This window comes from Motilibacter rhizosphaerae, from assembly GCF_004216915.1.
Classification (GTDB): Bacteria; Actinomycetota; Actinomycetes; order Motilibacterales; family Motilibacteraceae; genus Motilibacter; species Motilibacter rhizosphaerae.
In genome coordinates, this window is record NZ_SGXD01000004.1 from 337,492 (window position 1) to 363,472 (window position 25,981).

The following is a 25,981-nucleotide window of genomic DNA, read 5'->3' on the forward strand; positions in this document are numbered from 1 at the left end:
CCGCCCGCCGGACCGCGGGTCCGGCTAGTCGCTGTCGGCGCCGAGGCGCTCGAGCTCCGCGGCGAGCGCGTCGAACAGCGGGCGCGGCGCGGCGACGGTGAGCTCCGGGGAGTCCGTCGCCCCGCGCAGCCCCGCGACGTGGACGCCGGCCTCGCGCGCGACGAGGGCGGCAGCCGCGGTGTCCCAGCGGTTCACCCCGCGCTCGTAGTACGCGTCGAAGCGCCCTGCCGCCACGCCGCACACGTCGAGGGCGGCGGAGCCGTTGCGCCGGATGTCGCGCACGAGCGGCAGGAGGCCCGCGACCACGGCGCCCTGGGCGCGCCGGCGCTCCGCGGCGTACCCGAAGCCGGTCGCGACGAGCGCGCGGTCGAGCGCCACGTCCGGCGTGGCGCGCAGCCGCCGTCGGCCCTCGGCGGTCTCGACGAAGCCGCCCCCGCCGAGCGTCGCGCTGTAGACCTCGCCGAGCAGCGGCGCGGCCACGACGCCCGCGACGACCTGCCCGTCGAGCTCGGCGGCGATGCTCACCGACCACTGCGGCAGGCCGTAGAGGTAGTTGACGGTCCCGTCGATGGGGTCGATGACCCAGACGACCCCGCTCGTGCCGGCGCTGTCCGCGCCCTCCTCGCCGAAGAAGCCGTCCTCCGGGCGCTCGGCGCGCACGGTGTCGACGACGAGGCGCTCGGAGGCCCGGTCCATCTCGGTCACGGGGTCGGTGGGCGTGGACTTCGAGAGCACGCGCAGGTCGGCCGGGCGGTCCTCGACCAGGAAGCGCGTGGCGGCCGCGGCGGCCCGCAGGGCGGTGGCGAGCAGGTCCTCGGGAGCGGGGGTCACGACCCCATCCTCGCGGTCGCCCGCGAGCGGCGCGGGCGCGGGGTGGCAGGCCGTGGAGCCGGCCCGCAGCTCGCGCGCTCGTGGAACTCCGGGGGCAGCAGCCGCACCGAGGGCTGGGCCCGCCCCTCGAGCTGGTCGAGGACCATCTCCACGGCGAGCTCCCCGATGGTGGCGGCCGGGATCTCCACCGCGCTGAGCGGGACCGGGAACGACACCGCGACGTCGGCGGGGCACAGCGCGACGACGGAGAGGTCCTCCGGCACCCGGCGCCCGCGCGCGGAGAGGACGGAGAGCAGCGGGGCCAGGGCCGCCTCGTTGTGGACGACGAGGGCGGAGAGCCCCGGCAGCTCGGACTCCACCCGGTCGAGCCACGCGGCGACCCCGGCGAAGGACGGCTCGCAGGCGTGGGCGACGGCCCGGACGCCCTCCTCCTCGGCGGCCTGCTGGTAGCCGCGCAGGAAGCGCGTCGCGAAGCTCGTCCCCCGGTCGTAGACCGCGGGCGAGGGCCCCAGCAGGGCGAGGGCGCGGTGCCCGTGCTCGGCGAGGTGCCGGGCGAGCACGCGGCCGGCGGCGGCGAAGTCGAGGTCGACGCACCCGAGGCCGCGCGGGTCGTCCGGGAGCCCGATGAGCACGGCCGGCTGGCGCAGCCCCCGCAGCACCTCGACGCGCGGGTCCTGCGCCTCCACGTCCATGACGATGAGGGCGTCGACGAGCCCCGAGCCCGAGACGCGCTGCAGGCCCCCCGCGCCCTCGTCCTGCGTCATGAGCAGCACGTCGTGGTCGTGGGTCCGCGCGGTCACGACCACGCCCGAGGCGAACTGCATGATGACGGGCACGATGACGTCGCGGCGCAGCGGCACGACCAGGGCGAGCGCGCTCGAGCGGTTGCTGGCGAGGGCCCGCGCACTGGCCTGCGGGTGGTAGCCGAGCGAGCTGATGCTGCGCTCGACCCGCTCCCGGGTCGTCGCGCTGATGGGGCGCTTGCCGGACAGGACGTAGGAGACGGTGCTGACGGACACTCCTGCGTCCTTCGCCACGTCCGAGATCGTCACCACGCTGCGCCCGCCCCTCTCGCGGGCTCCGACACTAGCCAAGCCGGTCCAGGGGCGCGACCGTCCCGTCGAGCTCCACGGCGCGCCACCCGGCCGCACCCTCCGCCCGGAGGCCGTCGGGGAGGACCGTCACCACGGCCGCGGTGGCGCCCGCCGTGTCGACGACGCGCAGCTGCGTCCCCTCCGCCGGCTGGTTCAGCAGCAGCGTGAGGCCGTCGGCGTACGCGTAGTCGGGGCGGTCCTCGCGCGCGCCCAGGGGCAGCACGGCGCCGGGGCGCACCAGCACCGGCAGGCTGTCGTACCCGTGCACCTCGCGCCGCCAGCCCGGCCCCTCCACGCGCTCGCCGGTCAGCAGGGAGACCCAGCTGCCCGCAGGGACGTAGTAGTCGACGACGCCGTCCTCGGAGAAGACGGGGGCGACCAGCAGGTCGGGGCCGAGCATGTACTGCCGGTCGAGGTACGTGCAGGCCGGGTCGTCCGGGAACTCCAGCGCCATCGCTCGGAGCACGGGGGTGCCGCGCTCGTGCGCCGTCACGGCCGCGCCGTAGAGGTACGGCATCAGCCGGTTCTTCAGCCGCGCGAAGCGGCGCAGCACGGCGACCGACTCGTCGTCGACGAGCCACGGGACGCGGTAGGACCCGCTGCCGTGCAGCCGGCTGTGGCTCGAGAGCAGCCCGAACGCGACCCAGCGCTTGAAGACGCCCGCGTCCGGCGTGCCCTCGAAGCCGCCGATGTCGTGGCTCCAGAAGCCGAAGCCGCTGAGGCCCAGCGAGAGACCCCCGCGCAGGCTCTCCGCCATCGACTCGTACGTCGAGGAGCTGTCCCCGCCCCAGTGCACGGGGAACTGCTGGCCCCCGACCGTGGCAGAGCGGGCGAAGACGACCGCCCCGCCCTCCCCGTGCCGCCGCTGGAGCAGGTCGAAGACCGTCTCGTTGTAGAGCACGGAGTAGGCGTTGTGCATGCGCTGCGGGTCCGAGCCGTCGTGCCACACGACGTCCGTGGGGATCCGCTCCCCGAAGTCGGTCTTGAAGCACTCGACGCCCATGTCGAGCAGGGCGGAGAGCTTGTCGGCGTACCAAGCGCGGGCGGCGGGGTTGGTGAAGTCGACGAGCGCCATGCCCGCCTGCCACCAGTCCCACTGCCAGACGCTCCCGTCCGCCCGCTCCACCAGGTAGCCGAGGCGACGGCCCTCCTCGAAGAGCACGGAGCGCTGCGCGATGTACGGGTTGATCCAGACGCTGATGCGCAGCCCCCGGTCGCGGAAGCGCTGGAGCATCCCCTCGGGGTCGGGGAAGACCCGGCTGTCCCAGACGAAGTCGCTCCAGTTGAACTCCCGCATCCAGTAGCAGTCGAAGTGGAAGACGCTCAGCGGGATCTCCCGCTCGGCCATCCCGTCCACGAACCGGTTGACCGTCTCCTCGTCGTAGTCGGTCGTGAACGACGTGCTCAGCCACAGCCCGAACGACCAGGCGGGCGGCAGGGCGGGCCGACCGACGAGGGCGGTGTAGCGCTCGAGCACGGCCGCAGGGGTCGGCCCGTCCACGACGTAGTAGCGCAGGGTCTGCCCCTCCACGCTGAACTGCGTGGCGTTGGTGTTCTCGCTGGCGACCTCGAACGACACCCCGCCGAGGTCGCCCACCAGCACGCCGTACCCGCGGTCCGAGAGGTAGAACGGCACGCTCTTGTACGCCTGCTCGCTCGCCGTGCCGGGGTCGGCGTTCCAGCTCTCGACGACCTGGCCGTTCTTGACGAGCGCGGTGAAGCGCTCACCGAAGCCGTAGACGGCCTCCCCGACCCCGAGCGAGAGCCGGCCGACCATGTGGTGCGCACCCTCGGGCGTCTCGACGAAGCCGAGGGACTTCGCGGCGCTCGTCGTCAGCACGCGGCCGCCCGAGAGGAACTCGAGCTGCCAGGGCGCTCCGCGGGTGATGCGGGCGGTCAGGCTGCCGCTGCGGAGCTCGGCGTCCTTGTCGCCCACGCGCACCTCGGGGTCGGCGCCGTCGCTCGCCACCGTGACGTGCGGCCCGCGGTCCAGGGCTCCGGCGTGGTGGGTGACCTCGACTCCGATGACCCCCGGCAGCGGTGCGGTGAGGTGGACGGTGAGCAGCCCGACGTTGAGCACCGATCCGCGGTGCTCGATGCGGCGCAGGGGCGCGTGGACGAGCAGCCCGTCCGCCACCTCGGTGATGTCGTACGCCTCGGCGGCGTACTGCGGTCTCATCCCCTCCCGCACGAACCACATGCCGTCGGTGATCTTCATGGCAGACCTCTCTCGGTGGGCGCGGCTACTTCACCGCGCCCGCGGTCACACCGCGGGCGAGGGTCCGCTGGAAGAGCAGGAAGAACAGGATCGCGGGGATGATGCCCAGCAGCGCCGACGCGCTCGATGTCGTCGCGTCCATCATGCGGTCGCCCTGCAGGACACCGAGCGCCACGGGGACCGTCTGCTTGTCGTTGCTGATGAGCAGGACCAGGGGCAGGAAGAACTCGTTCCACGTCCAGATGAAGAAGAACGTGAACAGCACGGCGAGCGTGGGCCGGCTCACCGGGACGACGACGTTCCACAGCAGCCGGAACGTCCCTGCGCCGTCGATGCGCGCGGCCTCGAGGATCTCGCGCGGGAACTGGCTGAAGACGCTGGAGAGCAGGTAGGTGCCGAAGGCGCTCTGGATCACCGAGAAGACGATGATGACGCTGATCCGGCTGTCGTAGAGCCCGAGCTGCTTGCTGAAGTAGTACAGCGGGTAGGCCAGGGCCTCCTGCGGCAGGGTGTTGGCGACCATGAACAGCACGAGCAGCCACAGCCGGCCACGGACGCGGCCGATGCCCAGCGCGTACGCGTTGAGCAGGGAGAGGACGACCGCGGCCACCGCCACCGAACCGCTGATGAGCAGGCTGTTCCAGAGCTTCTGCGTGTAGTCGACGCGCTTCCAGAAGTCGACGATGCCCTGCAGATGGACGCCGTGCGGCAGGGCGAGCGGACCCGCGCCCGCGTACTCGGCCGGTGTCTTCAGCGCGTTCATCGTCACGATGACGAAGGGCAGGAGGACCGCGAGCAGGGCGAGCAGGAGCCCGCCGAGGAGCAGCCGCGCTCCGGGACCGCGCCGGGGCGGCCGCCGCTGCTCCTGCCGGGCTCTCGGGGACGTGGCCGGACGGGTGGCGAGGGCGGTCACGCGTCCCCTCCCTGCTCGCTGCGGGCCTGGTAGCGGAGGAACACCGCGGAGATCGCGATGATGACGACGGTGAGGACGGTGGCGATGGCCGAGCCGTAGCCGACGTCAGCCTTCTCGAAGAAGTTCTGGTAGGCGAAGTACGACGGCACGATCGTCGCGTCGCCAGGCCCTCCGCGCGTCAGCACGAAGATCTGCGGGAAGACCTTGAGCGCGGCGATGGTGGTCGTCAGCGTGACGACGAAGACCTCCGGCTTGATCAGGTGGATCGTGATGAGCCGGAAGCGCTGGAACCACGAGGCGCCGTCGAGCTGAGCGGCCTCGTGCAGCTCCGGGTCGACCCGGGCCAGACCGGCCATGAAGATCACGAGCGGGTAGCCGAGCTGGAACCACACCATGACGGCCATGACCGTCGCCAGTGCCGTGGACGGATCACCGAGCCAGTCGTGGGACAGGCTGCCCAGTCCCACCTTCTGCAAGGCCGCGTCGAGCGCGCCGTCGTCGGGATGGACGATCCAGCCCCACACGACACCGGCGACCGCGACGGGCAGCACCTGGGGGAGGTAGAACCCGGCGCGGAAGGCCGCCGAGGTCCGCTCCCCGAACCGCTTGCTCACCACGTCGAACAGCACGCTCGCGAGCAGCAGCCCGAGGGCGGTGGGGATGACGACCATGGCCACGATGATCGCGAGGCTGTGGCGGAACGACGCCCAGAACGTCGCGTCCCGGAAGAGCCGCTCGTAGTTGCTCAGCCCCGTCCACTCGGGGGTGCCCACGCCGGTCCAGGACGTGAAGCTGGTCCAGGTGTTCATCAGCAGCGGCAGGACGATGACCGCCGTGAAGAGGACGAGGCCGGGCAGGAGGAACCACCCGTGGCCCCGCTCCCCCACGGCGCCCTTCGAGCGACGTCGCGGCCTGCTCGGGGCTGGACTGGTGGCGCTCATGCCCGGCCTCCCCCTCAGCCCTTGACCTTGGCGAGGTTCTGGTCGTACGGCCCCTCGATGCCGCTGAGGAACTTGCTGACGCTGCCGCTGCGGATGAGGTTCTGCGTCTGCGCGACCAGGACGTCGTAGTAGCCCGGCGCTGGCCAGTCGGGGTAGAACGCGAGGCCGTCACTGCTGGCGAGCTGGTTGTAGTCCTCGATCAGCTTCTTGTTCTTCGGGTCGGTGATCTTCGCCGGGTCGGCCGCCACGGGCACGCCGCCGTTGTTGCCCAGCAGGTCCTGGATCTCCGGACGCATCGTGATGTCGATGAAGTCGTAGGCCAGCTGCTTGGCCTTCGAGTTCTTCGGCACGACCCAGAGGTTGCCGCTCGAGCCGGGCGCGAGCGTGTTGCCGGGGAAGAGGAACGTGTCCCACTGGAACTTCTTGATCTCCTGGGTGAAGCGGCCGTACCACCAGGAGCCGGAGATCATGATCGGGTACTTCGCGTTCTCGAACGAGACGCCCATGTCCTCGGCCTTGATGCTCGTGGAGTCCTTGCTGATGAAGCCCTTCTTCACCCAGTCGGCGAACGTCTGCGCACCCGAGGTCCACTCGGGACCCTTGAAGTCGACCTTCTTCGTGTAGGTCTGGTACGCGTTGACCCAGTCGCGGTCCGCCTTGCTCAGCGCGAGCTCGTAGACGATCTGCTGGGCGGGGTACTCCGCACCGCCCACCGCCAGCGGGGTGACGCCCTTGGACTTGAACGCGGCCATGACGCTCTCGAAGTCGGCCAGGGTCTTGGGGACCTGCAGACCGTACTTCGCGAACATGTCCTTGTTGTAGTAGACCTCGACGAACTCGGCGTAGTTCGGGACGCCGAACCACTTGCCGGAGCCCATCACGCCCTTGGCGTCGTACTTCGCGGTCGTCTGCAGGCCGGTGTTGAGCTTCTTGTCCCAGCCGCGCTTCGTGGCCTCCGCGGTGAGGTCGGTGAGGAGTCCCTGCGACGACAGCAGTCCGGCCGTCGCGTTGCCCTTGTTGTACTCCATGATGTCGGGTCCGCCGTCGGAGTTCAGGACCATCTGCGCGGTCTGCTGGATCTGCTCGAAGCCCTTCTCCTCGAACTTCACCGTCACCCCGGGGTGCTCCTGCTGGAAGACCTTGATGGCCTGGTTCCAGGCGACGCCCATGGCGCTCGTCGGACCCTCGTAGTGCCACAGCTTCAGCGTCTTCGGCTGCGAGCTCGGCGATCCTCCCCCGTTCCCTCCGCCGCTCCCCCCGCACGCGGCGAGCGCGAGCGGGGCGGCGGCGAGGACGGCGAGCAGGCGGCGGCGCTGCCACGTACGCGGCATGACTTCTCCTTCGGACGGGGTCCCAGCCCCTCGGGCGAGTGTCGAAGCGGTTCGTCGAAGCGCTTCGATGAGGGAGAAGGTAGCCCTGCTGCCACCGCGGGATCAAGTCACGAACAGGTCACGACGCCGCGGCCCCCAGCAACGAACAAGGGCACCCAGTGCGGCTCCGACGCGTACTGGGTGCCCCTGTTCAGAGCGAGGGCGCGCCCCGCACGAATGAACAAGGGCACCCAGTGCGGCTCCGACGCGTCCTGGGTGCCCTTGTTCACGAAGGACGGGCGAGAGGGAGAGCGGGCTCAGTCCTGGCCGCAGAGCGCGGGCTTGTAGCCCCGCAGGTTGGCGCAGCAGCCCACCGGGCACCTGTCCGGCCACGGTCCCACGGCCGAGAGCGCCACGCGCTCCACGTCCTCCCCCGCCTCGGTGGCGGCGCGCTCGCGGACCAGGTCGACCAGCCCGGCCACGAACTCCGGGTCGGTCCCGACGGTCGCCGCCCGGGCGTACGGCAGCCCCAGCTCCTGGGCCGTCTCCGCTGCCTCGGTGTCGAGGTCGAACTTGACCTCCATGTGGTCGCTGACGAACCCGATCGGCACGACGACCACGCCCGGGACGCCCTGCGCGTGCAGCTCGCGCAGGTCGTCGTTGACGTCCGGCTCGAGCCAGGGCTGCGACGGCGGGCCGGAGCGCGAGCAGTAGACGAGCTCCCACGGCACCCGACGCCCGGTCTCGTCCTCGACGCCGGCGACGACGAGCGAGGCGACCGCGCGGTGCTGGCGCACGTACATCTGCTCGCCCGGGCCACCGCTGACGTCGTTCATCGCGGTGGGGATGGAGTGCGTGACGAAGCGCAGCACGGAGCCCGCGGGCACCTCGCCGAGCGCGTCGATGACCGCCCGGACCGTCGGTCGCACGAACCCCGGCGAGTCGAAGTAGTGGCGCAGCTTGTCGATGCGCGGCGCGCGGTCCCCCAGGGGCTCGACGGCGGCGGCGAGGTCCTCGCGGTACTGCCGGCACCCGCTGTACGACGAGTACGCGCTGGTGACCACCGCGAGCACGCGCTGCACGCCCGCGTCGGCGAGCTCCGCGACCGTGTCGCCGAGGTACGGGCCCCAGTTGCGGTTCCCCCAGTGCACCGGCAGGTCGACGCCCTGCCGCGCGAGCTCCTCCTCGAGCGCCGCGATCAGCGCGCGGTTCTGCTCGTTGATCGGCGAGACGCCCCCGAAGTGCTGGTAGTGCTCGGCAACGCCGAGCAGGCGCTCGCGGGGGATCCCGCGCCCCCGGGTGACGTTCTCGAGGAACGGCATGACGTCGTCGGGCCCCTCGGGGCCGCCGAAGGAGACGAGGAGGAGGGCGTCGTACGGTCCGTGCACGCGAGGAGTCTGCCAAGCCCGGCCGCCCGCCGCCTCCCGACCGCCTCCCGATCGCCTCGGGACCGAGCGGAACTCGCGCGACTCCTGTCGGTGGCGCCACCTACGCTGCGGCGCGTGGTCCTCGGCACGCGCTACCGGCAGCTGCTCCGCACGCCGGGCGCGCTCGGCTTCAGCGGCGCGGGCATCCTCGCCCGCGCGCCGATGTCGATGGAGGGCCTCGCCGTCGTCTTCCTCGTCCACGCCGCCACCGGCTCGTACGCCGCGGCGGGCCTCGCGACGGGTGCCCTCAGCCTCGGCAGCGCGGTCGGCGCCCCGGTCCTCGCCCGGCTCTCCGACCGGCGCGGGCAGGCGTGGGTGCTGCGCCGCGCGCCGTTCTGGCGCACGGGCTGCTACGCGCTGCTGCTGCTCGCGGTCCACCTCGGTGCCCCGGACCCGGTCCTCCCGGTCGTCGCGGGGCTCGCCGGGCTGGGGACCGCGCAGCCCGGCGCCCTGGTCCGGGCGCGCTGGGCGCACCTGCTGGCGGACCAGCCGTCCCTGCTGCACACGGCGTTCTCGCTGGAGTCCGCGCTCGACGAGCTGCTCTTCATCGTCGGGCCGCCACTCGTCACCCTCGTCGCGACGCAGGGCTCGCCCACCGCCGGCCTGCTCGTGCCCGCCGCGGGGCTGCTGACCGGCGCGCTGCTGCTCGCGGCGCAGGGCGGCACCGCACCGCCGCCGGCGCCGCGCGAGCGGGGCGTGCACCACCCGCGGGTCCTCACGGGGCCGCTCGCGCTGCTCGCCGGGACCTACGTCCTGCTCGGCGGCGTCTTCGGCAGCGTCGAGGTCACGACCGTCGCCTTCGCCCGCGAGCAGGGCTCGCCGGGTGCCGCCGGCGGCATCCTCGCGGCGTACGCCGTGAGCAGCATGCTCGCCGGGCTCGCCTGGGGCGCGCTGCCGCACACCGAGGACGCCTCCCGGCGCTTCGCGCTCGTCGGGCTCGTCTTCGGCGTGCTCACGCTGGGCTACCCGCTCGCCTCCTCGACGGGCGGGCTGGCGGTGCTGCTCTGCCTGTCCGGGTTCGCGATCTCGCCGCTGCTCGTCACCGGGCTCGCGCTGGTCGACCGGGTGGCCGCGCCGGGGACCCGGACCGAGGCGATGACGTGGACCACGACCGGGCTCATCGTCGGGGTCTCGCTGTCCGGCGCCCTCGCCGGCGCGGTCATCGACGCCGCGGGCGCTCACCGGGCGCTGCTCGTGTGCTCCGCCTGCGGGCTGCTCGCCGGGCTCGCCGCCGTGCTCGGGGCGCGGCCGCTCGGGGAGGCGGCACGACACCCCGCGGCCCGGGCGGGTGCAGCGCCGGGGGCCCCGTCCGTGGCAGGCTGACGCATCATCGCCCACTGCTAGAGGAGGCCGCGATGCTGGACCTGCGGCTCGTCGGGGTCTCCGACGACGGCTCCGCCCTGCTGCTCGCCGACGCCGAGGGCGGGTCCTACCGCCTGGCCGTGGACGAGGCGGTCGGCGCGGCCGTGCGCGGGGACCGCTCCCGCCTCGGGCAGCTCCAGATCGACACGGGCGAGCTGCGCCCGCGCGACATCCAGACCCGCGTCCGCGCGGGCGCCTCCCCCGAGATGCTCTCCACCCAGTCGGGGATGCCGCTCGACCGCGTGCGCCGCTACGCCGGCCCGGTCCTCGCCGAGCGCGAGCACGTGGCCCGCCAGGCGCAGCGCGCGACCGCCCGGCTCTCCATCCGCTCGGAGGGCCCCGCCCCTGCGCTGTACGACGCGGTCGAGACGCGCCTGCGCGACGCCGGCATCGACGTCGGGCTGGCGCGCTGGGACGCGTGGCGCCGCGAGGACGGCAGCTGGACCGTCGAGGTCGTCCACCCCGTCGCGCACGCCCTCGCCAAGGCGGTCGGCGCCGGGCCCGCGCGGGCGCACTTCGTCCTCGACGCCACGACCCGCACCGCGGTCGCCGACGACGACGCGGCGCGCTGGCTGCTCGGCGAGGAGCCCGAGCTGCGCGCGCCGTTCGTGCCGCGCCTGGCGCCGGCGCCGGCCGAGCAGCCCGCGCGCGTCGTCGTCGAGGAGCCCGTCGTCGACCTGCGCGGCGAGGCCGGCGACGAGCCGGTGGTCGACGACGGCGACGAGGTCCCGGACAGCGCCGAGGACGGCGCGGCTGCCGACGACGAGCAGAGCGCCCAGCAGGGCGACGAGCAGGGCCGCCGCCGCGACCGCCGGGCCGAGCGGCGCGCCCGCCGGGCCGCGCCGCGGACCGACGTGCTGCACGGCCAGACCGACCGCCAGGCCCTCGCCGACGGCGTGCGCCCCGGCGCCCGCGCCGCGGTCCCCAGCTGGGACGAGATCCTCTTCGGCTCCGGCCGCCAGCAGCCCTGACCCCGCTCCTCCCGCCCGGCGGCTGAACGCCCGGGGCGTCCGGCCCGTACTCCTCCCGCTCCGGTGTATCACCGGGCCGGGACGCCGCTCCTCCTCGTGAGCCGCCCGCACCGGGCACGGAGGAGGAGCGATGGACCAGGCACGGCAGCAGGAGGGGACCGCCGTCCTGCCCCGCTCCACCACCGCGGGCCCGCCGTCCGCCGACCTCGTGGCCCTCGGCCTCGTCGTCCGCCGGATCCGGCAGCGCCGCCGCCCGCTCGTGCGCCGGCTCTGAGGAGCGCGACGGGGGGCGGGTACGGGGGTCCCGCTCCCCGGTCGCACTACGCTCGTGCCACCCCCGCACGGGGGGCACGACGCCAGCAGGAGGTCTCGACGTGGCCAGCGGTGCAGCGGCGCCCGTCGGTGTCCTGGTCCGGGCCGCGGCCGAGGGCGACGCGGCGGCGTGGGACGCCATCGTGGAGCGCTTCGCCCGGCTCGTCTGGGGCGTGGCGCGCGCGCACCGGCTCAGCGCCAGCGACGCCGCCGACGTCTCGCAGACGGTCTGGCTGCGCCTGGTCGAGCACCTCGGCCGGCTGCGCGAGCCGGAGGCGCTCGCCGGCTGGATCGCGACGACCGCCCGCAACGAGTCGCTGCGCCTGCTGCGCCAGGGCGGCCGCGAGCTCGTCGACGAGGAGATCGAGCAGCGGGTCGACGGCACCGGGTCGGTGCCCGGCCCCGAGGGCCGGCTGCTCGAGGCCGAGCGCCAGCACGCCGTCTGGAGCGCCGTCGAGCGGCTCTCCCCGCGCTGCCGCTCGCTGCTGGAAGTGCTCGCGACCGAGCCGGAGACGAGCTACGCCGACATCTCGGGCCGCCTGGCCATGCCCATCGGCAGCATCGGCCCCACCCGCAGCCGCTGCCTCCAGCACCTGCGCCGCGAGCTCGGGCCGAGCGGCGTGCTCGAGGCCTAGGTCTCCTGCCCGGTCAGAGCCGGTCAGACCGTCAGGACGACGACCGGCGGCAGCGTCGGGCGCTCGGACCCGCCTGCCGGCTCGACGGTGACCGCGAGGGCCTTCGCCCCGGTGACCTGCTTGACGAGCGCACCCCCGGACCCCGAGTCCATGAGCCCCGCCGGGCGCGGGCTGCCCGCGCTCGGGACGACCCACAACTCGTAGACCCGCCCCGACGGCGGAGCGGCGGCGCCGCGCATCCGCACGACCGCCCTCCCCCCGGCGACGTCGAGCGTCGCGCTCCCCCCACCACGCAGCGCGACCTCGCGGCTCACCTCCGGGTGGGCGATGATCGCGGCGATCTGCGCCTCGCGCTGCCGGCTCTCGTGCAGCTGCACGCCCAGCACCGCCGAGAGGGCGGCGGCCGCGAGCACGACGACGGCGGCCGCGAGGGCGAGCGGGCGCCGCCACCAGGCGAGCGCGACCGGGGCGGAGACCGCGGTCACCACCGGCGGCAGCTGGCGGGTGCGGGCGACCTGGGCGAGCACGGCGGACTTCAGGTGCGCCGGCGGCCGGACGTACGCCGTGGCCGCGACCCGTGCCGCCGCGGCCCGCATGCCCGGGACCTCGGCCTGGCAGTCGGGGCAGGCGGCGAGGTGGCGCTCGAAGGCCTCGCGCTCCCCCGGGTCCAGCGCGTCGAGGACGTACGCGCCGACCAGCGCGTGCGCGTCCTCCTGCGTCGTCTGCTCGCTCACGACTCCACCCCCAGGCAGTCCCTCAGCTTCACGAGTCCGTCCCGGAGCCGCGCCTTCACCGTGCCGAGCGGCGAGCCGAGCAGCTCGGCCACCTCCCGGTACGTCAGTCCCTTCCAGTAGGCCAGCTCGATCGCCTCGTGCTGCAGCCCGGTCAGCCCGCCGAGGCAGCGCCGGACCTGCTCGTGCTCGAGGCGGAGCTCGACGGCCTCGGCCACCTCGTCGTGGGGCACCCCGATGTCGCGCAGCCCGACGCGTTGGTCGCGCTCGCCCGCGGCCTGCTCGCTGCGCACGCGGTCCACCGAGCGGCGGTGCGCGATCGTCAGCGCCCAGGACACGACGGTGCCCCGCCCGGCCTCGTAGCGCGCCGCCTGCCGCCAGACCTCGACGAGCACCTCCTGGGCGACCTCCTCGGCCTGCGCCGGATCGCGCACCACGCGGCGCGCGACGCCGAGCACGCGGGGCGCCAGGGCGTCGTAGAGCAGGGCGAAGGCCGCCTCGTCGCCGCGGGCGACCGCGGTGACGAGGTCCTCCAGGACCGCGGCGCCCTCGGCGCGCCCCTGGGAGGGGCGGACGAGCCGCAGCGGGACGGGGTCGCTCACGCGTCCTCCTCGTTCGGGCGCCCCGGTCGGGGTCCGCCTGTGCTTCGGAGCCCTTGCCCGTCCGGACGGGTCACCTACGCCTCCTGCGCGTCGAAGGGCAGCGGCTCCGCGGGCAGCCCGCGCCCGCCGCGGTGGGCGGTGAGCCCGCGCAGGTGGTGGCGCCGGCAGAGCACCTCGTAGCCCACCCGGCCCGCGTCGGCCCGGGTGTCGCCCACGACCACCTGCTCGCCCTCGAGGACCATCTCGCCGCCGACCGTGCGCGCGTTGTGGGTGCCCCGCCGGCCGCACCAGCACAGCGCCTCGACCTGGAGCACCTCGACCCGGTCGGCGAGCTCCAGCAGGCGCTGGGAGCCGGGGAACAGCCGGGTCCGGAAGTCGGTGGTGAGCCCGAACGCGAAGACGTCCAGGCCGAGGTCGTCGACCACCCGGGCGAGCTGCTCGACCTGCTCCGGGGAGTAGAACATCGCCTCGTCGCAGATGAGGAAGTCGACCCGCGCGCCGGCGCTGAGCTCGCGGACGAGCAGCAGCCGGAAGTCGAGCTCGGGGGTCACCTCGGTCGCGGGGACGGCGAGGCCGAGCCGGCTGGAGATGCGCCCCTCCCCCGCGCGGTCGTGCGCGGTGAACGCCCGGCCGACGCGGCCGCGCGCCTGGTGGTTGTGCGCCATCTGCAGGGCGAGCGTCGACTTGCCGCAGTCCATGGTGCCGGTGAAGAAGACGAGCTCGGGCATCGTGCGGGGCTCCTCGCCGCTAGGCCGTGGTCACGAGCAGGGGGACGCGCCGCTCCTCGGCGGAGCGCGAGCCGTGGACGCCGACCAGCGCCGACTCGTACGGCTCGGCGGCGCTCGCGAGCAGGCCCGCGCGCCCGCGGGCGGCGGCGACGACGTCCCCGACGACGGGCAGCAGCTCGGGGCGGACCGGACCGAACCAGCCCTCCTCGACCGCCTCCTCGCGGCTGCGCACGTCGGCGCGCTCGCCGAGCACCTCCCGCCAGGTGGCGAGGACGTCGGCGGCGGCGCCCGGCACGGCGTACGCGTAGCGCGCCCGCGCCTCGCCCCCGAGCTCCGCGACCCCCTCGCGCAGGACGGCCCCGTCGCCGTCGAGGTCGACGGACGCCTCCCGGTCGAGGTCGAGCATCCCGTGGTCGGCGGTGACGAGGAGCAGCGCGCCCGGCGGCAGGCCCTCGACCAGCTGCCGCACGAGCAGGTCGACGTGGGCGAGCTGGAGGGCCCACGCCTCCGACCCGCACCCGGCGCGGTGCCCGGTGGCGTCGAGGTCGCCGTCATAGGCGTAGACGAGGGTGCGGTCCCCCGCCTCGAGGGCCGCGAGGGCGGCCGCCGCCCGCTCCCCCGCCGTCGCGGCCGGGACGAGCTCGGCCCCCCGGAGCGCGGCGCGGGTCAGCCCGCTGCCCGCGAAGGCGCCCGGCACCACGGCGTACGGCGTGACGCCGGCGGCGCGCGCTCGCTCGAAGGCGGTGGAGTGCGGCTGCCAGGCCAGCGGGTCGGCCTCGTCGCGCCAGCGCAGCAGCGAGAGCAGCGGGCCGCCGCCGGGCGGACGCACCCGCAGCCCGAGCAGGCCGTGCGCCCCGGGCAGCAGCCCGGTGCCGAGCGAGGCGATGCTCGTGGCGGTGGTCGAGGGGAAGCCCGCCTCGAGCGCACCCCCGCGCGCCACCAGCGCCGCCAGTGCCGGGTAGCGGGCCGGGTCGGGCTCGACCGCCGCCCGCAGGAGCAGGTCGCCGAGGCCGTCGACGAGCAGGACGCACGCGCGGCGCGCTGCCGGCAGCGGGAGGACGGGCTCCTCCGCGCCCGGCACGCCGAGCGCGGCGAGCACCCCCGGCAGGACGTCGGCGAGAGCGCCCAGACCAGGCGGCAGGGTCACGCGCGGGAGGCGACGCGCACCGTGGCGGCGGAGAGCGCGCGGGCGAAGACGAGGGCCTGCCGCACCGCGTCCTCGCCGTCGGCCGTGGCGCTGATGCGCAGCGACAGGTCGTCGGCGGTCACGGTCCCGGTGTAGCCGTGGTCGGCCTCGCAGTCGGGGTCGGAGCAGCCGGCCGGCTCGAGGTCGACGCGGCCGACCGCGCCCCAGCCCAGCGTGACCGTGACCTCCTCGGGCAGCGCGCCGGGGCGGTAGCGGTCCGGGGCGTCGACGACGCGGGTGACGACCACGCTGGCGATGCCGGAGAGCGGCACCGCCTCGGTCGAGCTGGTGGCGACGGGCGGGCGCTGCGCGTCGGTCGAGTCGTCGGTGTGGCTCACGAGCAGCCGGGTCGGGGTGAGCGCGAGCACGGTGACGTGGCGGCGCACCTCGTCGCCGTCGAACGTCGTCTCCTGCTGCACGAGCGCCGCCTCGATCTGCTCGCCGGCCAGCGCGGTCTCCACCGTGTCGAGCACGAGCTCGGGGTAGTAGCCGGCGTGCTGCACCAGCTGGCGCATGTGCGTGAGGGCGGTCGTCTCTGCCATGGCCCCGATCCTCCCACCGCTGCGTACGGGCCGTCCGGCGAGCCGGTGCGCGGCGCAGGCCGCGGATGGAGGATCATGGGCCGGCGGACTTCAGGGAAACAGGAGCGGGACATGCAGCTGACGATCGATCCGAACGACGACATCAACGACGTGCTCCGCGTGGTCGCCGCGCTGTTCGACGTCACCCTCGAGGTCGTCGACAGCGCCGGAGCGGCCGACGCCGGTGCCGCCGAGCCGGCCGAGGAGCCCGCGCCCGCCGAGGAGGCGCCGGAGCAGCCGGCCCCCCGCGGCCGCCGCCGAGCGGCGAGCGGCACGGGCAGCGGCACCGGTCGCGGGCGACGGGCCGCCCGCGAGGCCGCAGCGCCGGCGCGCGGCATCGACAGCAGCGCGGTGCGCAGCTGGGCGCGCGAGAACGGCTACCAGGTGAGTGACCGCGGGCGGATCTCCGGCGAGGTCATCGCGGCGTACCAGGCTGCGCAGGGCTAGCAGCCCGCCTCCTCAGCGGCCCGCGCTCAGGCCAGGCGGCGCGGTCCGACGTCCTCGCGGGCGTCGGGCCGCTCCAGCCAGACGACGGCGCGCAGCACGGACGTCCCGCCCCCGCTCGCGAGCACCGGGTCGAGCACGAGCTCCCCGACCTCGGGCAGGTCGTCCTTGAGCGCGGCGACCCGCGCGACGAGGTCCTCGACCGCGGCGAGGTCCACCGGCGTGCTGCCCCGGTGGCCGGTCAGCAGCGGCAGGGCCTTCACCCCGCGCACCATGTCGGCGACGTCGGTGCTCGTCAGCGGCGGGAACCGGTAGGTCCGGTCGCCCAGCAGCTCGCTCGCGACGCCGCCCACGCCGAAGCTCACCGTCGGCCCGAACAGCGGGTCCTCGAGCGCCTGCACCACGACGGGGACCCCGACGGGGGCCATGCGCTGGAGGATCGCGTCGCGCACGGCGCCCTCCCCCAGGGAGGTGCGCAGCTCGCTCCACGCCCGGACGAGCGCGGAGGAGTCCGCGAGGTCGAGGCGCACGTCGGAGAGGTCGGGGCGCGAGCGCAGCGCCGGGACAGCGGTCTTGAGCACGACCGGGTAGCCGAGGCGGCGCGCGGCGGCCACCGCCTCGCCCACCGTCGAGACGAAGACCGTCGGCTCCACCCGCACGCCGTAGCACGCGAGCAGCCGGGCGGCGTCGTCGTGGGCCAGGCGCACGCGCCCGTCACCGTCCGCAGCGGCGAGCCGCGCCTCGACGAGCTCGCGTGCGCCCGCCGCGTCGACGTCCAGCTCCGCCACCGTCCCGCGCGGCTTGCGCCGCCAGGCGGCGTAGCGCGAGGCGGCGACCAGGGCGCGGACCGCCTCCTCGGGCGTCGGGTACGACGGGACCGACCCCCGCGGCGGCAGCGCGCCGTCGGGCTCGCCGCGCAGCTGCTCGGGGACGCCGCGGATGCCGAGGAAGGTCGAGACCGTGGTCTTGCCGTAGCGCTGGGCGGCGGAGGCGACGACCGCGGCGACGTCCTGGCCGGGCGTGACGAGCGGCGGCATGAACACCGCGACGACGCTGTCGACGTCGTCGCGGGCGTAGACCTGCTCGACGGCGGCGGCGAACTCCTCGGCGGTCGCCTCGGGGCGGACCGAGCACGGCGCGCCGGCGAGCTGCATCCGCCACGACTCGAGCGCATCGGCGGTGAGCAGGCCGAGGGCGTCGCTGTTGCCGACGACCGCGACGCGGTCGCCCTCCGGCAGCGGCTGCGTCGCGACGAGCTGCCCGACGTCGAACAGCTGGGAGATCGACTCGACGCGGATCACGCCGGCCTGGCGGAAGAGCGCGTCGACGGCCTCGCGCGGGACCCGGCTCTCGCGTACGGAGTGGCCGACGGGGACGCCCTGGGAGGCCCGGCCGGAGCGCAGCGCCACCACCGGCTTCAGCGCGGCGAGGCGGCGGGCGAGCCGGGTGAACTTGCGCGGGTTGCCGATGGACTCGAGGTAGAGCAGGACCGAGCTCGTCGAGACGTCGTCCTGCCAGTACTGCAGCAGGTCGTTGACGCTGACGTCGGCGCGGTTGCCGGCCGAGACGAAGGTCGAGAGCCCGAGGCCGCGCGCGGCGGCCGCGTCCAGGATGGCGAGCCCGAGCGCGCCGGCCTGGCTGAACATCCCGATGCGCCCGGTGGCCGGGGCGACGGGGGCGAGCGAGGCGTTGAGCCGCACCGCGGGGTCGGTGTTGACCACGCCGAACGAGCTCGGGCCGACCACCCGCATGCCGTGCGAGCGGGCGAGCCGCACGAGGTCGCGCTGGCGGCGGCGGCCCTCCTCCGCGCCGTCCTCGCCGAAGCCGACCGACAGCACGACGAGCCCGCGCACGCCCTTCTGCGCGCAGTCGAGGACGACCGCGCCGACCGCCTCGGCCGGCACCGCGACGATGGCGAGGTCGACCTCGCCGGGGACGTCGAGGACGGTGGGGTACGCCGGGCGCCCGGCCACCTCGAGGGCTCCGGGGTTGACCACGCTGAGCTCGCCGGAGAACCCCGCCGCCTCGAGGTTGGCGAGCACCGTGCGCCCGACGGTGCGGTAGGCCCGGCTCGCGCCGACGACCGCGACGTGGCGCGGGAAGAGCAGCCGCAGGATCGACTGCGCCTCGGCCCGGTGCTCGCGCGAGCGCATGACGGCGAGGGAGTTCTCCGTCGGCGTGAGGTCGAAGTCGACCGCGACGACGCCGTCGTCGTAGTCGCGCGCCACGCGGTAGCCCGCGTCCTCGAAGACCTTGATCATGCGCGTGTTGGTGGGCAGCGTCTCGGCGAAGAACCGGGTGATGCCCCGGTCGCGGGCAGCGGCGGCGATGTGCTCGAGCAGCACGCTGCCGAGCCCGCGCCCCTGGTGGGAGTCGGCGATGTTGAAGGCGACCTCGGCCTGCGAGGCGTTGATCTTGTCGTAGCGCACGACGCCGACGATGTCCTCGCCGATGACCGCCACGAGCGCCACGCGGTCGCGGTGGTCGACGTGGGTGAAGCGGTGGAGGTCGCGCTGCGAGAGGTGGGGGTACGGCGCGAAGAACCGCGCGTAGACCGACTCCTCGGACTGGGCGTCGTGGAAGCGCGCGAGAGCGTCCGCGTCGCTGGGCCGGATCGGCCGCAGGTGCGCGGTACCGCCGTCGCCGAGCACGACGTCGGCCTCCCACGAGGCGGGGTACGCCGCCGCCGAGCCGTCCTCGTCCACCACGCCTTCACGCTACCGGCGCGGCGCGGTGAGAGGATGTGCCGGGCCCGCGCGCGGCCACCAGGAGACGCACGAAGGAGCACGTACTCGGCATGGCCCGTGGCAGCCGCACCCCCACGCCCCCGCCCGACGTGCCCGAGCGCATCCTCGACGTCGACGTCGCCCAGGAGATGCAGGGCTCGTTCCTGGAGTACGCCTACAGCGTCATCTACTCCCGCGCGCTGCCCGACGCCCGCGACGGGCTCAAGCCCGTGCACCGCCGGATCGTCTACCAGATGGGCGAGATGGGGCTGCGCCCCGACCGCGGCCACGTGAAGAGCGCGCGCGTCGTCGGCGACGTCATGGGCCGGCTGCACCCGCACGGCGACGGCGCGATCTACGACGCCCTCGTCCGCATGGCGCAGCCGTTCAGCATGCGGCTCCCGCTCGTCGACGGGCACGGCAACTTCGGCTCGCTCGACGCGGGTCCGGCGGCGATGCGCTACACCGAGTGCCGCCCCGACCAGCCGGCGATGCTGCTGCTCGAGGGCATCGACGAGGACACGGTCGACTTCCGGCCCAACTACGACGGCCAGGAGCGCGAGCCCGAGGTCCTCCCCGCGGCCTTCCCGAACCTGCTCGTCAACGGCGCGTCCGGCATCGCGGTCGGCATGGCGACCAACATGGCGCCGCACAACCTCGGTGAGGTCATCGCGGCTGCGCGCCACCTGCTGGCCCACCCGGACGCGACCCTCGACGACCTCATGCGCTTCGTGCCCGGCCCCGACCTCCCGACCGGCGGCAAGATCGTCGGGCTCGAGGGGGTGCGCGAGGCGTACGAGACGGGGCGCGGGACCTTCCGCACCCGGGCCACCGCGCGGGTCGAGAGCATCACCGCGCGGCGCAAGGGCATCGTCGTCACCGAGCTGCCGTGGGGCGTCGGGCCCGAGCGCGTGAAGGAGAAGATCGGCGAGCTCGTCCGCGCCAAGAAGCTCCAGGGCATCAGCGACGTCGAGGACCTCACCGACGCCAGGAACGGCACCAGGCTCGTCATCGAGGTGAAGAACGGCTTCGTCCCCGAGGCGGTGCTGGAGCAGCTCTACCGCCTGACGCCCATGGAGGAGTCCTTCGGCGTCAACAACGTCGCGCTCGTCGAGGGCCAGCCGCGCACCCTCGGGCTGCGCGAGCTGCTCCGCGTCTACGTCGAGCACCGGCTGCAGGTCGTCCGGCGCCGCTCCGAGTTCCGCCGGCGCAAGCGCGAGGAGCGCCTGCACCTCGTGCTCGGCCTGCTCGTCGCGATCGTCGACATCGACGAGGTCATCGCCATCGTCCGCAGCTCCGACGACACGGCGATGGCGCGCACCCGGCTCATGCAGGTCTTCGACCTCTCCGAGGTGCAGGCGAACTACATCCTCGAGATGCCGCTGCGCCGGCTCACCCGCTTCTCGCTGCTCGAGCTGGAGTCCGAGCGCGACCAGCTGCAGGCCGAGATCGCCGAGCTGACCGCGATCCTCGACGACGAGGGCCGGCTGCGGACCCTGGTGTCCGACGAGCTCGCCGAGGTCGCGAAGACCCACGGCACGCCCCGCCGTACGGTCCTGCTCGAGGCCTCCGGCACCTCGGTGCGCTCCTCGACCCCCCTCGAGGTCGCCGACGACCCGTGCTTCGTGCTGCTCTCGAGCGCGGGGCTGCTGGCGCGGACGACCTCGCGCGAGCCGCTGGCCACCGAGGGCGACCGGGTGCGCCACGACGCGCTCGTCGCGGCCGCCCCCAGCACGGCGCGCGGCGAGGTCGGTGCCGTCACCTCGCTCGGCCGGCTGCTGCGCCTCCCCGTCCTCGACCTGCCCGCGCTGCCCCCGACCGCAGGGCTCCCCTCGCTCGCGGGCGGCGCGCCGGTCAGCGAGCTGCTCGCGCTCGAGCCGCACGAGCGGGTGCTCGGCCTCTGCTCGCTGTCGCCCGACTCGCCCGGACTGGCGCTCGGCACCGCGGCCGGCGTGGTGAAGCGGGTCGTGCCGGACTACCCGGCGACCCAGGACGCCTTCCCGCTGCTGCGCCTCGACGACGGTGACCGGGTCGTCGGCGCGGTCGAGCTCGCGACGGGCCGGGAGGACCTCGTCTTCGTCACGAGCGACGCCCAGCTGCTCCGCTTCGGCGCGGACGGCGTACGCCCGCAGGGCCGCGCGGGCGGCGGCATCGCGGGTGTGCGCCTGGCGCCCCGGCAGTCCGTCGTGTTCTTCGGCGCGGTCGATCCCGAGGTCGACGCCGTCGTGGTGACGCTCGCGTCGTCGAGCGGCGCGCTGCCCGGCACGGGGGGCTCGGTCAAGGTGACGCCGTACGCCGAGTACCCCGCCAAGGGCCGCGCGACGGGCGGCGTGCGCGCGCACCGGTTCCTGCGCGGCGAGGACGCCCTGGTGCTCGCCTGGGTCGGCCCCGCCCCCGCCCGGGCCGCCTCCTCGGCCGGCGTCCCGCTCGAGCTGCCCGCACCCGACCCGCGGCGCGACGGCTCCGGCCTGCCCAGCGACGTCGCCGCGGTCGGCGGCCTGCCGCTCGGCGCCCGCTGATGGGCTACCTCGACGTCTCGCACGTCGCGTACGCCCTCCCCGACGGCCGCCCGCTCTTCGACGACGTGAGCTTCCGCGTCGCCGACGGCGCGAAGACCGCGCTCGTCGGCGCCAACGGCACGGGCAAGACCACCCTGCTGCGGATCATCGCGGGCGACCTCGCGCCGATCGCCGGCAGCGCGGTCTGCCAGGGCGGGCTGGGCGTCATGCGCCAGTTCATCGGCTCGGTCCGCGACGACACCGACGTGCGCGGCCTGCTGCTCTCGGTCTCCCCGCCGGCGCTGCGCGAGGCCGGCGAGCGGCTCGACGCCACCGAGCTCGCGATGATGGAGCGCGACGACGAGCCGACCCAGCTGCGCTACGCCCAGGCTCTCGCCGACTGGGGCGACGCCGGCGGCTACGACGCCGAGGTCCTCTGGGACGTCTGCACGACGGCCGCGCTGGGCATGCCGTTCACCTCCTGCGGCCACCGCCTCGTGGCCACTCTGTCCGGCGGCGAGCAGAAGCGGCTCGTGCTCGAGGCGCTGCTGCGCGGGCCCGAGGAGGTGCTCCTGCTCGACGAGCCGGACAACTACCTCGACGTGCCCGGCAAGCGCTGGCTCGAGCAGGCGCTGCGCGACTCCCCGAAGACCGTGCTGTTCGTCAGCCACGACCGCGAGCTGCTGCACGCGAGCGCGACCCGCGTCGTGACGATCGAGGCCCACGGCGCGTGGGTGCACGGCGGCGGCTTCACGACGTACGCCGAGGCCCGGCAGGCGCGCCGCGAGCGGCTCGAGGAGCTGCACAAGCGCTGGGACGAGGAGCACGAGCGGCTCCGCCAGCTCGTCTTCCGGCTGCGCGAGCAGGCGCGGATCAGCCCGGACATGGCGAGCCGCTACTCCGCGATGCAGACGCGGCTGGAGAAGTTCGAGGCGGCGGGCCGGCCGCCCGAGCAGGTGGTGGACCAGAAGGTCACGATGCGGCTGCGCGGCGGCCGCACGGGGACCCGCGCGGTCATGGCCGAGGGGCTCGAGCTCACCGGCCTCATGCAGCCCTTCGACGCGGAGGTGTTCTTCGGCGAGCGGGTCGCGGTGCTCGGTTCCAACGGCTCCGGCAAGTCGCACTTCCTGCGCCTGCTCGGCGGGCAGCCCGTCGCGCACACCGGCTCGCTCCGGCTCGGCGCCCGCGTGGTGCCCGGGCTGTTCGCCCAGACCCACGCGCACCCGGAGCTCGTCGGCCGCACGCTCGTCGACGTGCTGCACCGCGGCGAGGGCGACCGCGCCGGGCTCGACCTGCGCGCCTCGATGAGCGTGCTGCGCCGCTACGGACTGCAGCAGCAGGCCGAGCAGGCGTTCGACGCGCTCTCGGGCGGCCAGCAGGCCCGCTTCCAGGTGCTGCTGCTCGAGCTCTCCGGCTGCACGCTGCTGCTGCTCGACGAGCCCACCGACAACCTCGACCTCGAGTCCGCCGAGGCCCTCGAGGAGGGGCTCGAGGGGTTCGAGGGCACGGTCGTCGCGGTCACCCACGACCGGTGGTTCGCCCGCGGCTTCGACCGCTACCTCGTCTTCGGCTCGGACGGCCGGGTCTACGAGGCGCCCGAGCCCGTGTGGGACGAGACCCGGGTGCAGCGCGCCCGCTAGCCCTTCTTCGCCGGCGGTGCAGCCGGCGTGGGCACCGGCACCACCGTCACGCTGACGGGGGCGGAGGTCACCGGAGGCCCGGCGGCCGGTGTCGTCGTCACCGTGAGGACCACCGAGGTCGTGAACCGGTAGCGCAGGCTGCCCGTGCCGTCGGCGCGGACCGCGACGCGCGTCGGCGTGCCCGCGGTCCCGGCGGGGGCGCCCGCCGGCACGGCGGTCACGACCGCGACCGTCCCGGGCACCAGCCCGCGGAGCGCGAGGGCGAGCGTGGTCCCGGCGCGGACCCGGCCCTTCACCGGCAGCGCCAGCGAGGGGTACGCCGCGACCTCCGCCGACGCCCGCCCGGCGTCGGAGCGGGCGACCGCGTTGGTGGCGGTGACGACGGCGGACAGGGTCCCGGGCGCCAGTCCGCTGAGCGGCAGGGTCGTCCGGTCCGGCGCCACGGTGACCGTGCGGCCGGCGACGGCCACGGTGTAGCCGGTCAGCGGCGCTCCGCCGTCGCTCGTCGGCGGGGTCCAGGACACGACCGCGGTCCCGTCGGGCCCGGGGGTGACGGTCACGGAGGGCGCGGACGGCGCGACGGCCGCGTCGACCGTGACGCTGGCCGAGGTCGCCGCCCCGCTCACCGCGCGGAAGTCCGAGGAGGTCGTCACGGGGACGTCGGTCGTCCACGTCCCCGCGGCGCTGGCGGTCCCCTCGGCCACGGGCGCCCAGCCGGCGGTCCCGTCGAGCGGCTCGGACTCCAGCCGGACAGCGGCGCCGGGGACCAGACCGGTGAAGCGGAAGCGGGCTGCCGTCCCCGCCAGCACCAGGCTGTCGTCGCTCGCGAGCGCGGGGGTCACCGCGCCGGTGCGGCTCGCGCCGGTGCCGCCGTCGAGCGTGAGGGTGGAGGTCCCGGCCGGGGTGCGCACCAGGACCGAGAGCCCACCCTGTCCCACGGAGGCGGACGCGCTGGCGGCACCGGCGCCCGTGCTGGCCGCGCGCGGGGCGAGGACCGTGACCCAGGACAGGTCGGTGCCGCTCGCCGTCGCGCGCAGCGAGGGCGCTGCGGTGATCGAGCCGTAGGCCGGCGACACCCAGCCGCGGTACGGCGAGCGGCTCCCGGAGACGCTGCTCAGCGGTGCGCCGCCGCCCGCGAACAGCACGTCGAGGTTCCCGCCGCTGCCCGTCGTCGAGGCGGCGTCCGCACCGAGCGAGACGCTGTGGCCCGGCGCCAGCGTGAACTGCTGGCCCGCCGTGACCGTCCGCGAGCTGTGCAGCCGGTCCCAGACGACCAGCGCGTCCTCCTGGCGGTCGTACGCGACGGTCCGGGTGATCGTCACCCCGGCGTACCCGCGGTCCGTGGTGGTGGCGACATCGACCCCGTCGGTGCTGGCGGCCTGGAGCGGCGGCGTCCCCTGGCTCGTGCGCGCGGCTCCGGAGACCACCACGACGTTGTGCGCGGCGTGGGAGATGACGAAGGAGCGCATGGGGCCGTACTGGTAGCGGTACTGGCCCGGGTCGAGCACGAGCGGCGTCCCGTGCGAGTAGAGCGTGAGCGACGTGGCGTCGTCGTGGGCGTGCGGGATGCCGCTGCGACGCCCGGCGCGCAGCGAGTAGAACGTCTCGTCGGTCAGCGGGCGGCTCCCCGAGCCCCAGCCCGAGCGACCGAAGACGTAGCCACCGGCGTACGCCCCGAAGACCGACGCCGGCTGCGGGCCCGTGGCACCCAGCGTCGCCGCGAACTCCGCGGGCGTGCCGCGCAGCAGCGTCGGCGACACGAGGTCCGGGCTGGAGTCGCCGAGGGACTCGATCCGCCCGTCGGGCCGGGTCGCGGCCGCGATGAAGGCGGGGACGGCGGCGAGCCGCCCGACCCACGAGGGGGTCCCGGCGCCGCCGCGGCGCAGCCGCTCGGCCGCGTCGAGGAACCAGCCGTAGTCCTCGAGGGCGTACTCCGGGGCGGCCTCGCCGTCCGAGCCGTCGGCCTTGACCAGCCGCGCGGCGAGCGCGGCCATGCGCCCCGCGGCGAGGGACTTCGTCCTGGGCCAGCGCAGCGCGGCGCCGAGCGCGTAGAGCCCCATCGACTGGTGGAGCGAGACGTTGTTGGAGCCCTGGTAGTGCCGGGAGCTCGACAGGTAGGTCACGTGCGTCTTGAGCGCCGCCACCAGCCACGGGGCCGAGCCCTGCGGGCCCGCCGCGGCGCAGGTCAGCACGAGCGCGCGGTAGCCCTGCTGGATGGAGCCGGACCAGGCGAGCGCCTGCGTGCGTCCGCCCGGGGGGTTGTCGTGCACCCAGTCCTGGAGCACGGCATAGAACCGGCTCACCATGGCGGCGTTGCCGGTGCGGACGCCCTCGCGCAGCAGCGGCAGCAGCCAGAACAGGCTGTGCATGTGCTCGTCGCCCGAGCTGTCGAGGGTGCTCACCGGCCGCCACGAGGGGTCCTTGGTGAGCCGGAACCAGCCGTAGTGGCCGATGACGACGTGCCCGCGCATGAGGTCCGCGGCCTGGGCGGCGTCGCGGCGTGACGCGCGGCCGAAGGAGAGGTCGCACTGGGCGGCGGCGGCCGCGGTGTCGATGACCGGGGCCGGCGGGGTGACGGGGGTGCCCGGGGCCGCGGGGGTCCCCGGCGCCGCTGGCGTCGAGGGGCTCGCTCCGGGCGACGGCGCTGGCGTGTCGGCGCGGCCCGGGGCCGGGGCGAGCACCCCCACCGCGAGGGCGACGGCGGCGAGGACGGCGGACCTGCGGGTGGTGCGCGACACCGCACGAGTATCCGCGCCCCCGCGACGGGGTACGACCCCGCCACGCCGATCGATACCGATCCGGGACCTTCCGGGTCGGATGCGACACCCGCC

At 75.0% G+C, this 25,981-nt stretch carries 21 protein-coding genes; 7 read left to right on the forward strand and 14 right to left on the reverse strand.

What is annotated here, in order from left to right; genetic code table 11:
- Window positions 1-24 precede the first annotated feature (24 nt).
- From EV189_RS16590 to EV189_RS16620, 7 genes are all read right to left on the reverse strand, one after another.
- Window positions 25-831, reverse strand: a complete 807-nt coding sequence (locus tag EV189_RS16590; protein WP_130494077.1) for an inositol monophosphatase family protein — start codon at window positions 829-831, stop codon at window positions 25-27.
- Complete coding sequence (locus tag EV189_RS16595) at window positions 828-1,886, reverse strand: LacI family DNA-binding transcriptional regulator (protein WP_130494078.1); 1,059 nt, start codon at window positions 1,884-1,886, stop codon at window positions 828-830. Before EV189_RS16595 ends, EV189_RS16590 begins: the two co-directional genes overlap by 4 nt.
- A 31-nt stretch (window positions 1,887-1,917) precedes the next feature.
- On the reverse strand, window positions 1,918-4,143 hold the full coding sequence (yicI, locus tag EV189_RS16600; protein WP_130494079.1) for an alpha-xylosidase: 2,226 nt from the start codon (window positions 4,141-4,143) through the stop codon (window positions 1,918-1,920).
- A gap of 25 nt (window positions 4,144-4,168) precedes the next feature.
- Window positions 4,169-4,906 (reverse strand): carbohydrate ABC transporter permease, encoded by a 738-nt coding sequence (locus tag EV189_RS16605; RefSeq protein WP_130494153.1) that lies wholly within the window; start codon window positions 4,904-4,906, stop codon window positions 4,169-4,171.
- Between the two features lie 146 nt (window positions 4,907-5,052).
- A complete protein-coding gene (locus EV189_RS16610) occupies window positions 5,053-5,997 on the reverse strand; it encodes a carbohydrate ABC transporter permease (protein WP_130494080.1) in 945 nt (314 codons plus the stop codon).
- Window positions 5,998-6,011: 14 nt separating this feature from the next.
- Complete coding sequence (locus tag EV189_RS16615; RefSeq protein WP_130494081.1) at window positions 6,012-7,328, reverse strand: extracellular solute-binding protein; 1,317 nt, start codon at window positions 7,326-7,328, stop codon at window positions 6,012-6,014.
- A gap of 296 nt (window positions 7,329-7,624) precedes the next feature.
- Window positions 7,625-8,695, reverse strand: a complete 1,071-nt coding sequence (locus EV189_RS16620; protein WP_130494082.1) for a ferrochelatase — start codon at window positions 8,693-8,695, stop codon at window positions 7,625-7,627.
- Between the two features lie 114 nt (window positions 8,696-8,809).
- Here EV189_RS16620 and EV189_RS16625 point away from each other — a divergent pair, with 114 nt between their 5' ends.
- The 4 genes from EV189_RS16625 to EV189_RS16635 all read left to right on the forward strand — a co-directional run bounded on the left by EV189_RS16625 (window position 8,810) and on the right by EV189_RS16635 (window position 12,014).
- Window positions 8,810-10,057 carry an MFS transporter gene (locus tag EV189_RS16625; protein WP_130494083.1) on the forward strand — a complete coding sequence of 416 codons (1,248 nt, stop codon included), beginning with the start codon at window positions 8,810-8,812 and terminating at the stop codon, window positions 10,055-10,057.
- A 32-nt stretch (window positions 10,058-10,089) separates the two neighbouring features.
- Window positions 10,090-11,067 (forward strand): septation protein SepH, encoded by a 978-nt coding sequence (sepH, locus tag EV189_RS16630; protein ID WP_130494084.1) that lies wholly within the window; start codon window positions 10,090-10,092, stop codon window positions 11,065-11,067.
- A 130-nt stretch (window positions 11,068-11,197) separates the two neighbouring features.
- Window positions 11,198-11,341 (forward strand): hypothetical protein, encoded by a 144-nt coding sequence (locus EV189_RS20330; protein WP_165400355.1) that lies wholly within the window; start codon window positions 11,198-11,200, stop codon window positions 11,339-11,341.
- Window positions 11,342-11,441: 100 nt separating this feature from the next.
- On the forward strand, window positions 11,442-12,014 hold the full coding sequence (locus tag EV189_RS16635; RefSeq protein WP_130494085.1) for an RNA polymerase sigma factor: 573 nt from the start codon (window positions 11,442-11,444) through the stop codon (window positions 12,012-12,014).
- 23 nt (window positions 12,015-12,037) lie between these two features.
- Here EV189_RS16635 and EV189_RS16640 read toward each other — a convergent pair whose 3' ends face one another.
- From EV189_RS16640 to EV189_RS16660, 5 genes are all read right to left on the reverse strand, one after another.
- Window positions 12,038-12,748, reverse strand: a complete 711-nt coding sequence (locus tag EV189_RS16640) for an anti-sigma factor (protein ID WP_130494086.1) — start codon at window positions 12,746-12,748, stop codon at window positions 12,038-12,040.
- Window positions 12,745-13,347, reverse strand: a complete 603-nt coding sequence (gene sigK, locus EV189_RS16645; RefSeq protein ID WP_231116498.1) for an ECF RNA polymerase sigma factor SigK — start codon at window positions 13,345-13,347, stop codon at window positions 12,745-12,747. Before sigK ends, EV189_RS16640 begins: the two co-directional genes overlap by 4 nt.
- Window positions 13,348-13,421: 74 nt before the next feature.
- Window positions 13,422-14,075, reverse strand: coding sequence for a thymidine kinase (locus EV189_RS16650; RefSeq protein WP_130494087.1), 654 nt, complete (start codon window positions 14,073-14,075; stop codon window positions 13,422-13,424).
- Between the two features lie 19 nt (window positions 14,076-14,094).
- The gene (locus EV189_RS16655) at window positions 14,095-15,222 is read right to left on the reverse strand and encodes an alkaline phosphatase family protein (RefSeq protein WP_130494088.1); all 1,128 of its coding nucleotides are present in this window, start codon (window positions 15,220-15,222) and stop codon (window positions 14,095-14,097) included.
- A complete protein-coding gene (locus tag EV189_RS16660; protein ID WP_130494089.1) occupies window positions 15,219-15,803 on the reverse strand; it encodes a DUF5998 family protein in 585 nt (194 codons plus the stop codon). The genes EV189_RS16655 and EV189_RS16660 overlap by 4 nt, the downstream gene beginning before the upstream one ends.
- 111 nt (window positions 15,804-15,914) lie before the next feature.
- Between EV189_RS16660 and EV189_RS21025 the strand changes: the two genes are divergently transcribed.
- Window positions 15,915-16,289: an Lsr2 family DNA-binding protein gene (locus EV189_RS21025; RefSeq protein WP_130494090.1), complete on the forward strand. Its 375-nt coding sequence runs from the start codon at window positions 15,915-15,917 to the stop codon at window positions 16,287-16,289.
- A gap of 26 nt (window positions 16,290-16,315) precedes the next feature.
- Here EV189_RS21025 and EV189_RS16670 read toward each other — a convergent pair whose 3' ends face one another.
- The gene (locus tag EV189_RS16670; protein ID WP_130494091.1) at window positions 16,316-18,994 is read right to left on the reverse strand and encodes a bifunctional acetate--CoA ligase family protein/GNAT family N-acetyltransferase; all 2,679 of its coding nucleotides are present in this window, start codon (window positions 18,992-18,994) and stop codon (window positions 16,316-16,318) included.
- A gap of 89 nt (window positions 18,995-19,083) precedes the next feature.
- Between EV189_RS16670 and EV189_RS16675 the strand changes: the two genes are divergently transcribed.
- Window positions 19,084-21,531, forward strand: a complete 2,448-nt coding sequence (locus EV189_RS16675; RefSeq protein WP_130494092.1) for a DNA gyrase/topoisomerase IV subunit A — start codon at window positions 19,084-19,086, stop codon at window positions 21,529-21,531.
- Window positions 21,531-23,150 (forward strand): ABC-F family ATP-binding cassette domain-containing protein, encoded by a 1,620-nt coding sequence (locus EV189_RS16680; protein ID WP_130494093.1) that lies wholly within the window; start codon window positions 21,531-21,533, stop codon window positions 23,148-23,150. Before EV189_RS16675 ends, EV189_RS16680 begins: the two co-directional genes overlap by 1 nt.
- On the opposite strand, the gene EV189_RS16685 is transcribed toward EV189_RS16680, so the two are convergent.
- A complete protein-coding gene (locus EV189_RS16685; RefSeq protein ID WP_130494094.1) occupies window positions 23,147-25,888 on the reverse strand; it encodes a heparinase II/III domain-containing protein in 2,742 nt (913 codons plus the stop codon). The genes EV189_RS16680 and EV189_RS16685 overlap by 4 nt on opposite strands.
- Window positions 25,889-25,981 lie beyond the last annotated feature (93 nt).

What these genes read in the sequence shown, in the direction of transcription:
- EV189_RS16650 (WP_130494087.1), bottom strand. Translation starts at nt 14,075, where the DNA reads ATGCCCGAGCTCGTCTTCTTCACCGGCACCATGGACTGCGGCAAGTCG.
- EV189_RS21025 (WP_130494090.1), top strand. Translation starts at nt 15,915, where the DNA reads ATGCAGCTGACGATCGATCCGAACGACGACATCAACGACGTGCTCCGC.
- yicI (WP_130494079.1), bottom strand. Translation starts at nt 4,143, where the DNA reads ATGAAGATCACCGACGGCATGTGGTTCGTGCGGGAGGGGATGAGACCG.
- sepH (WP_130494084.1), top strand. Translation starts at nt 10,090, where the DNA reads ATGCTGGACCTGCGGCTCGTCGGGGTCTCCGACGACGGCTCCGCCCTG.
- EV189_RS16680 (WP_130494093.1), top strand. Translation starts at nt 21,531, where the DNA reads ATGGGCTACCTCGACGTCTCGCACGTCGCGTACGCCCTCCCCGACGGC.
- EV189_RS16615 (WP_130494081.1), bottom strand. Translation starts at nt 7,328, where the DNA reads ATGCCGCGTACGTGGCAGCGCCGCCGCCTGCTCGCCGTCCTCGCCGCC.
- EV189_RS16660 (WP_130494089.1), bottom strand. Translation starts at nt 15,803, where the DNA reads ATGGCAGAGACGACCGCCCTCACGCACATGCGCCAGCTGGTGCAGCAC.
- EV189_RS20330 (WP_165400355.1), top strand. Translation starts at nt 11,198, where the DNA reads ATGGACCAGGCACGGCAGCAGGAGGGGACCGCCGTCCTGCCCCGCTCC.
- EV189_RS16605 (WP_130494153.1), bottom strand. Translation starts at nt 4,906, where the DNA reads ATGAACGCGCTGAAGACACCGGCCGAGTACGCGGGCGCGGGTCCGCTC.
- EV189_RS16675 (WP_130494092.1), top strand. Translation starts at nt 19,084, where the DNA reads ATGGCCCGTGGCAGCCGCACCCCCACGCCCCCGCCCGACGTGCCCGAG.
- EV189_RS16610 (WP_130494080.1), bottom strand. Translation starts at nt 5,997, where the DNA reads ATGAGCGCCACCAGTCCAGCCCCGAGCAGGCCGCGACGTCGCTCGAAG.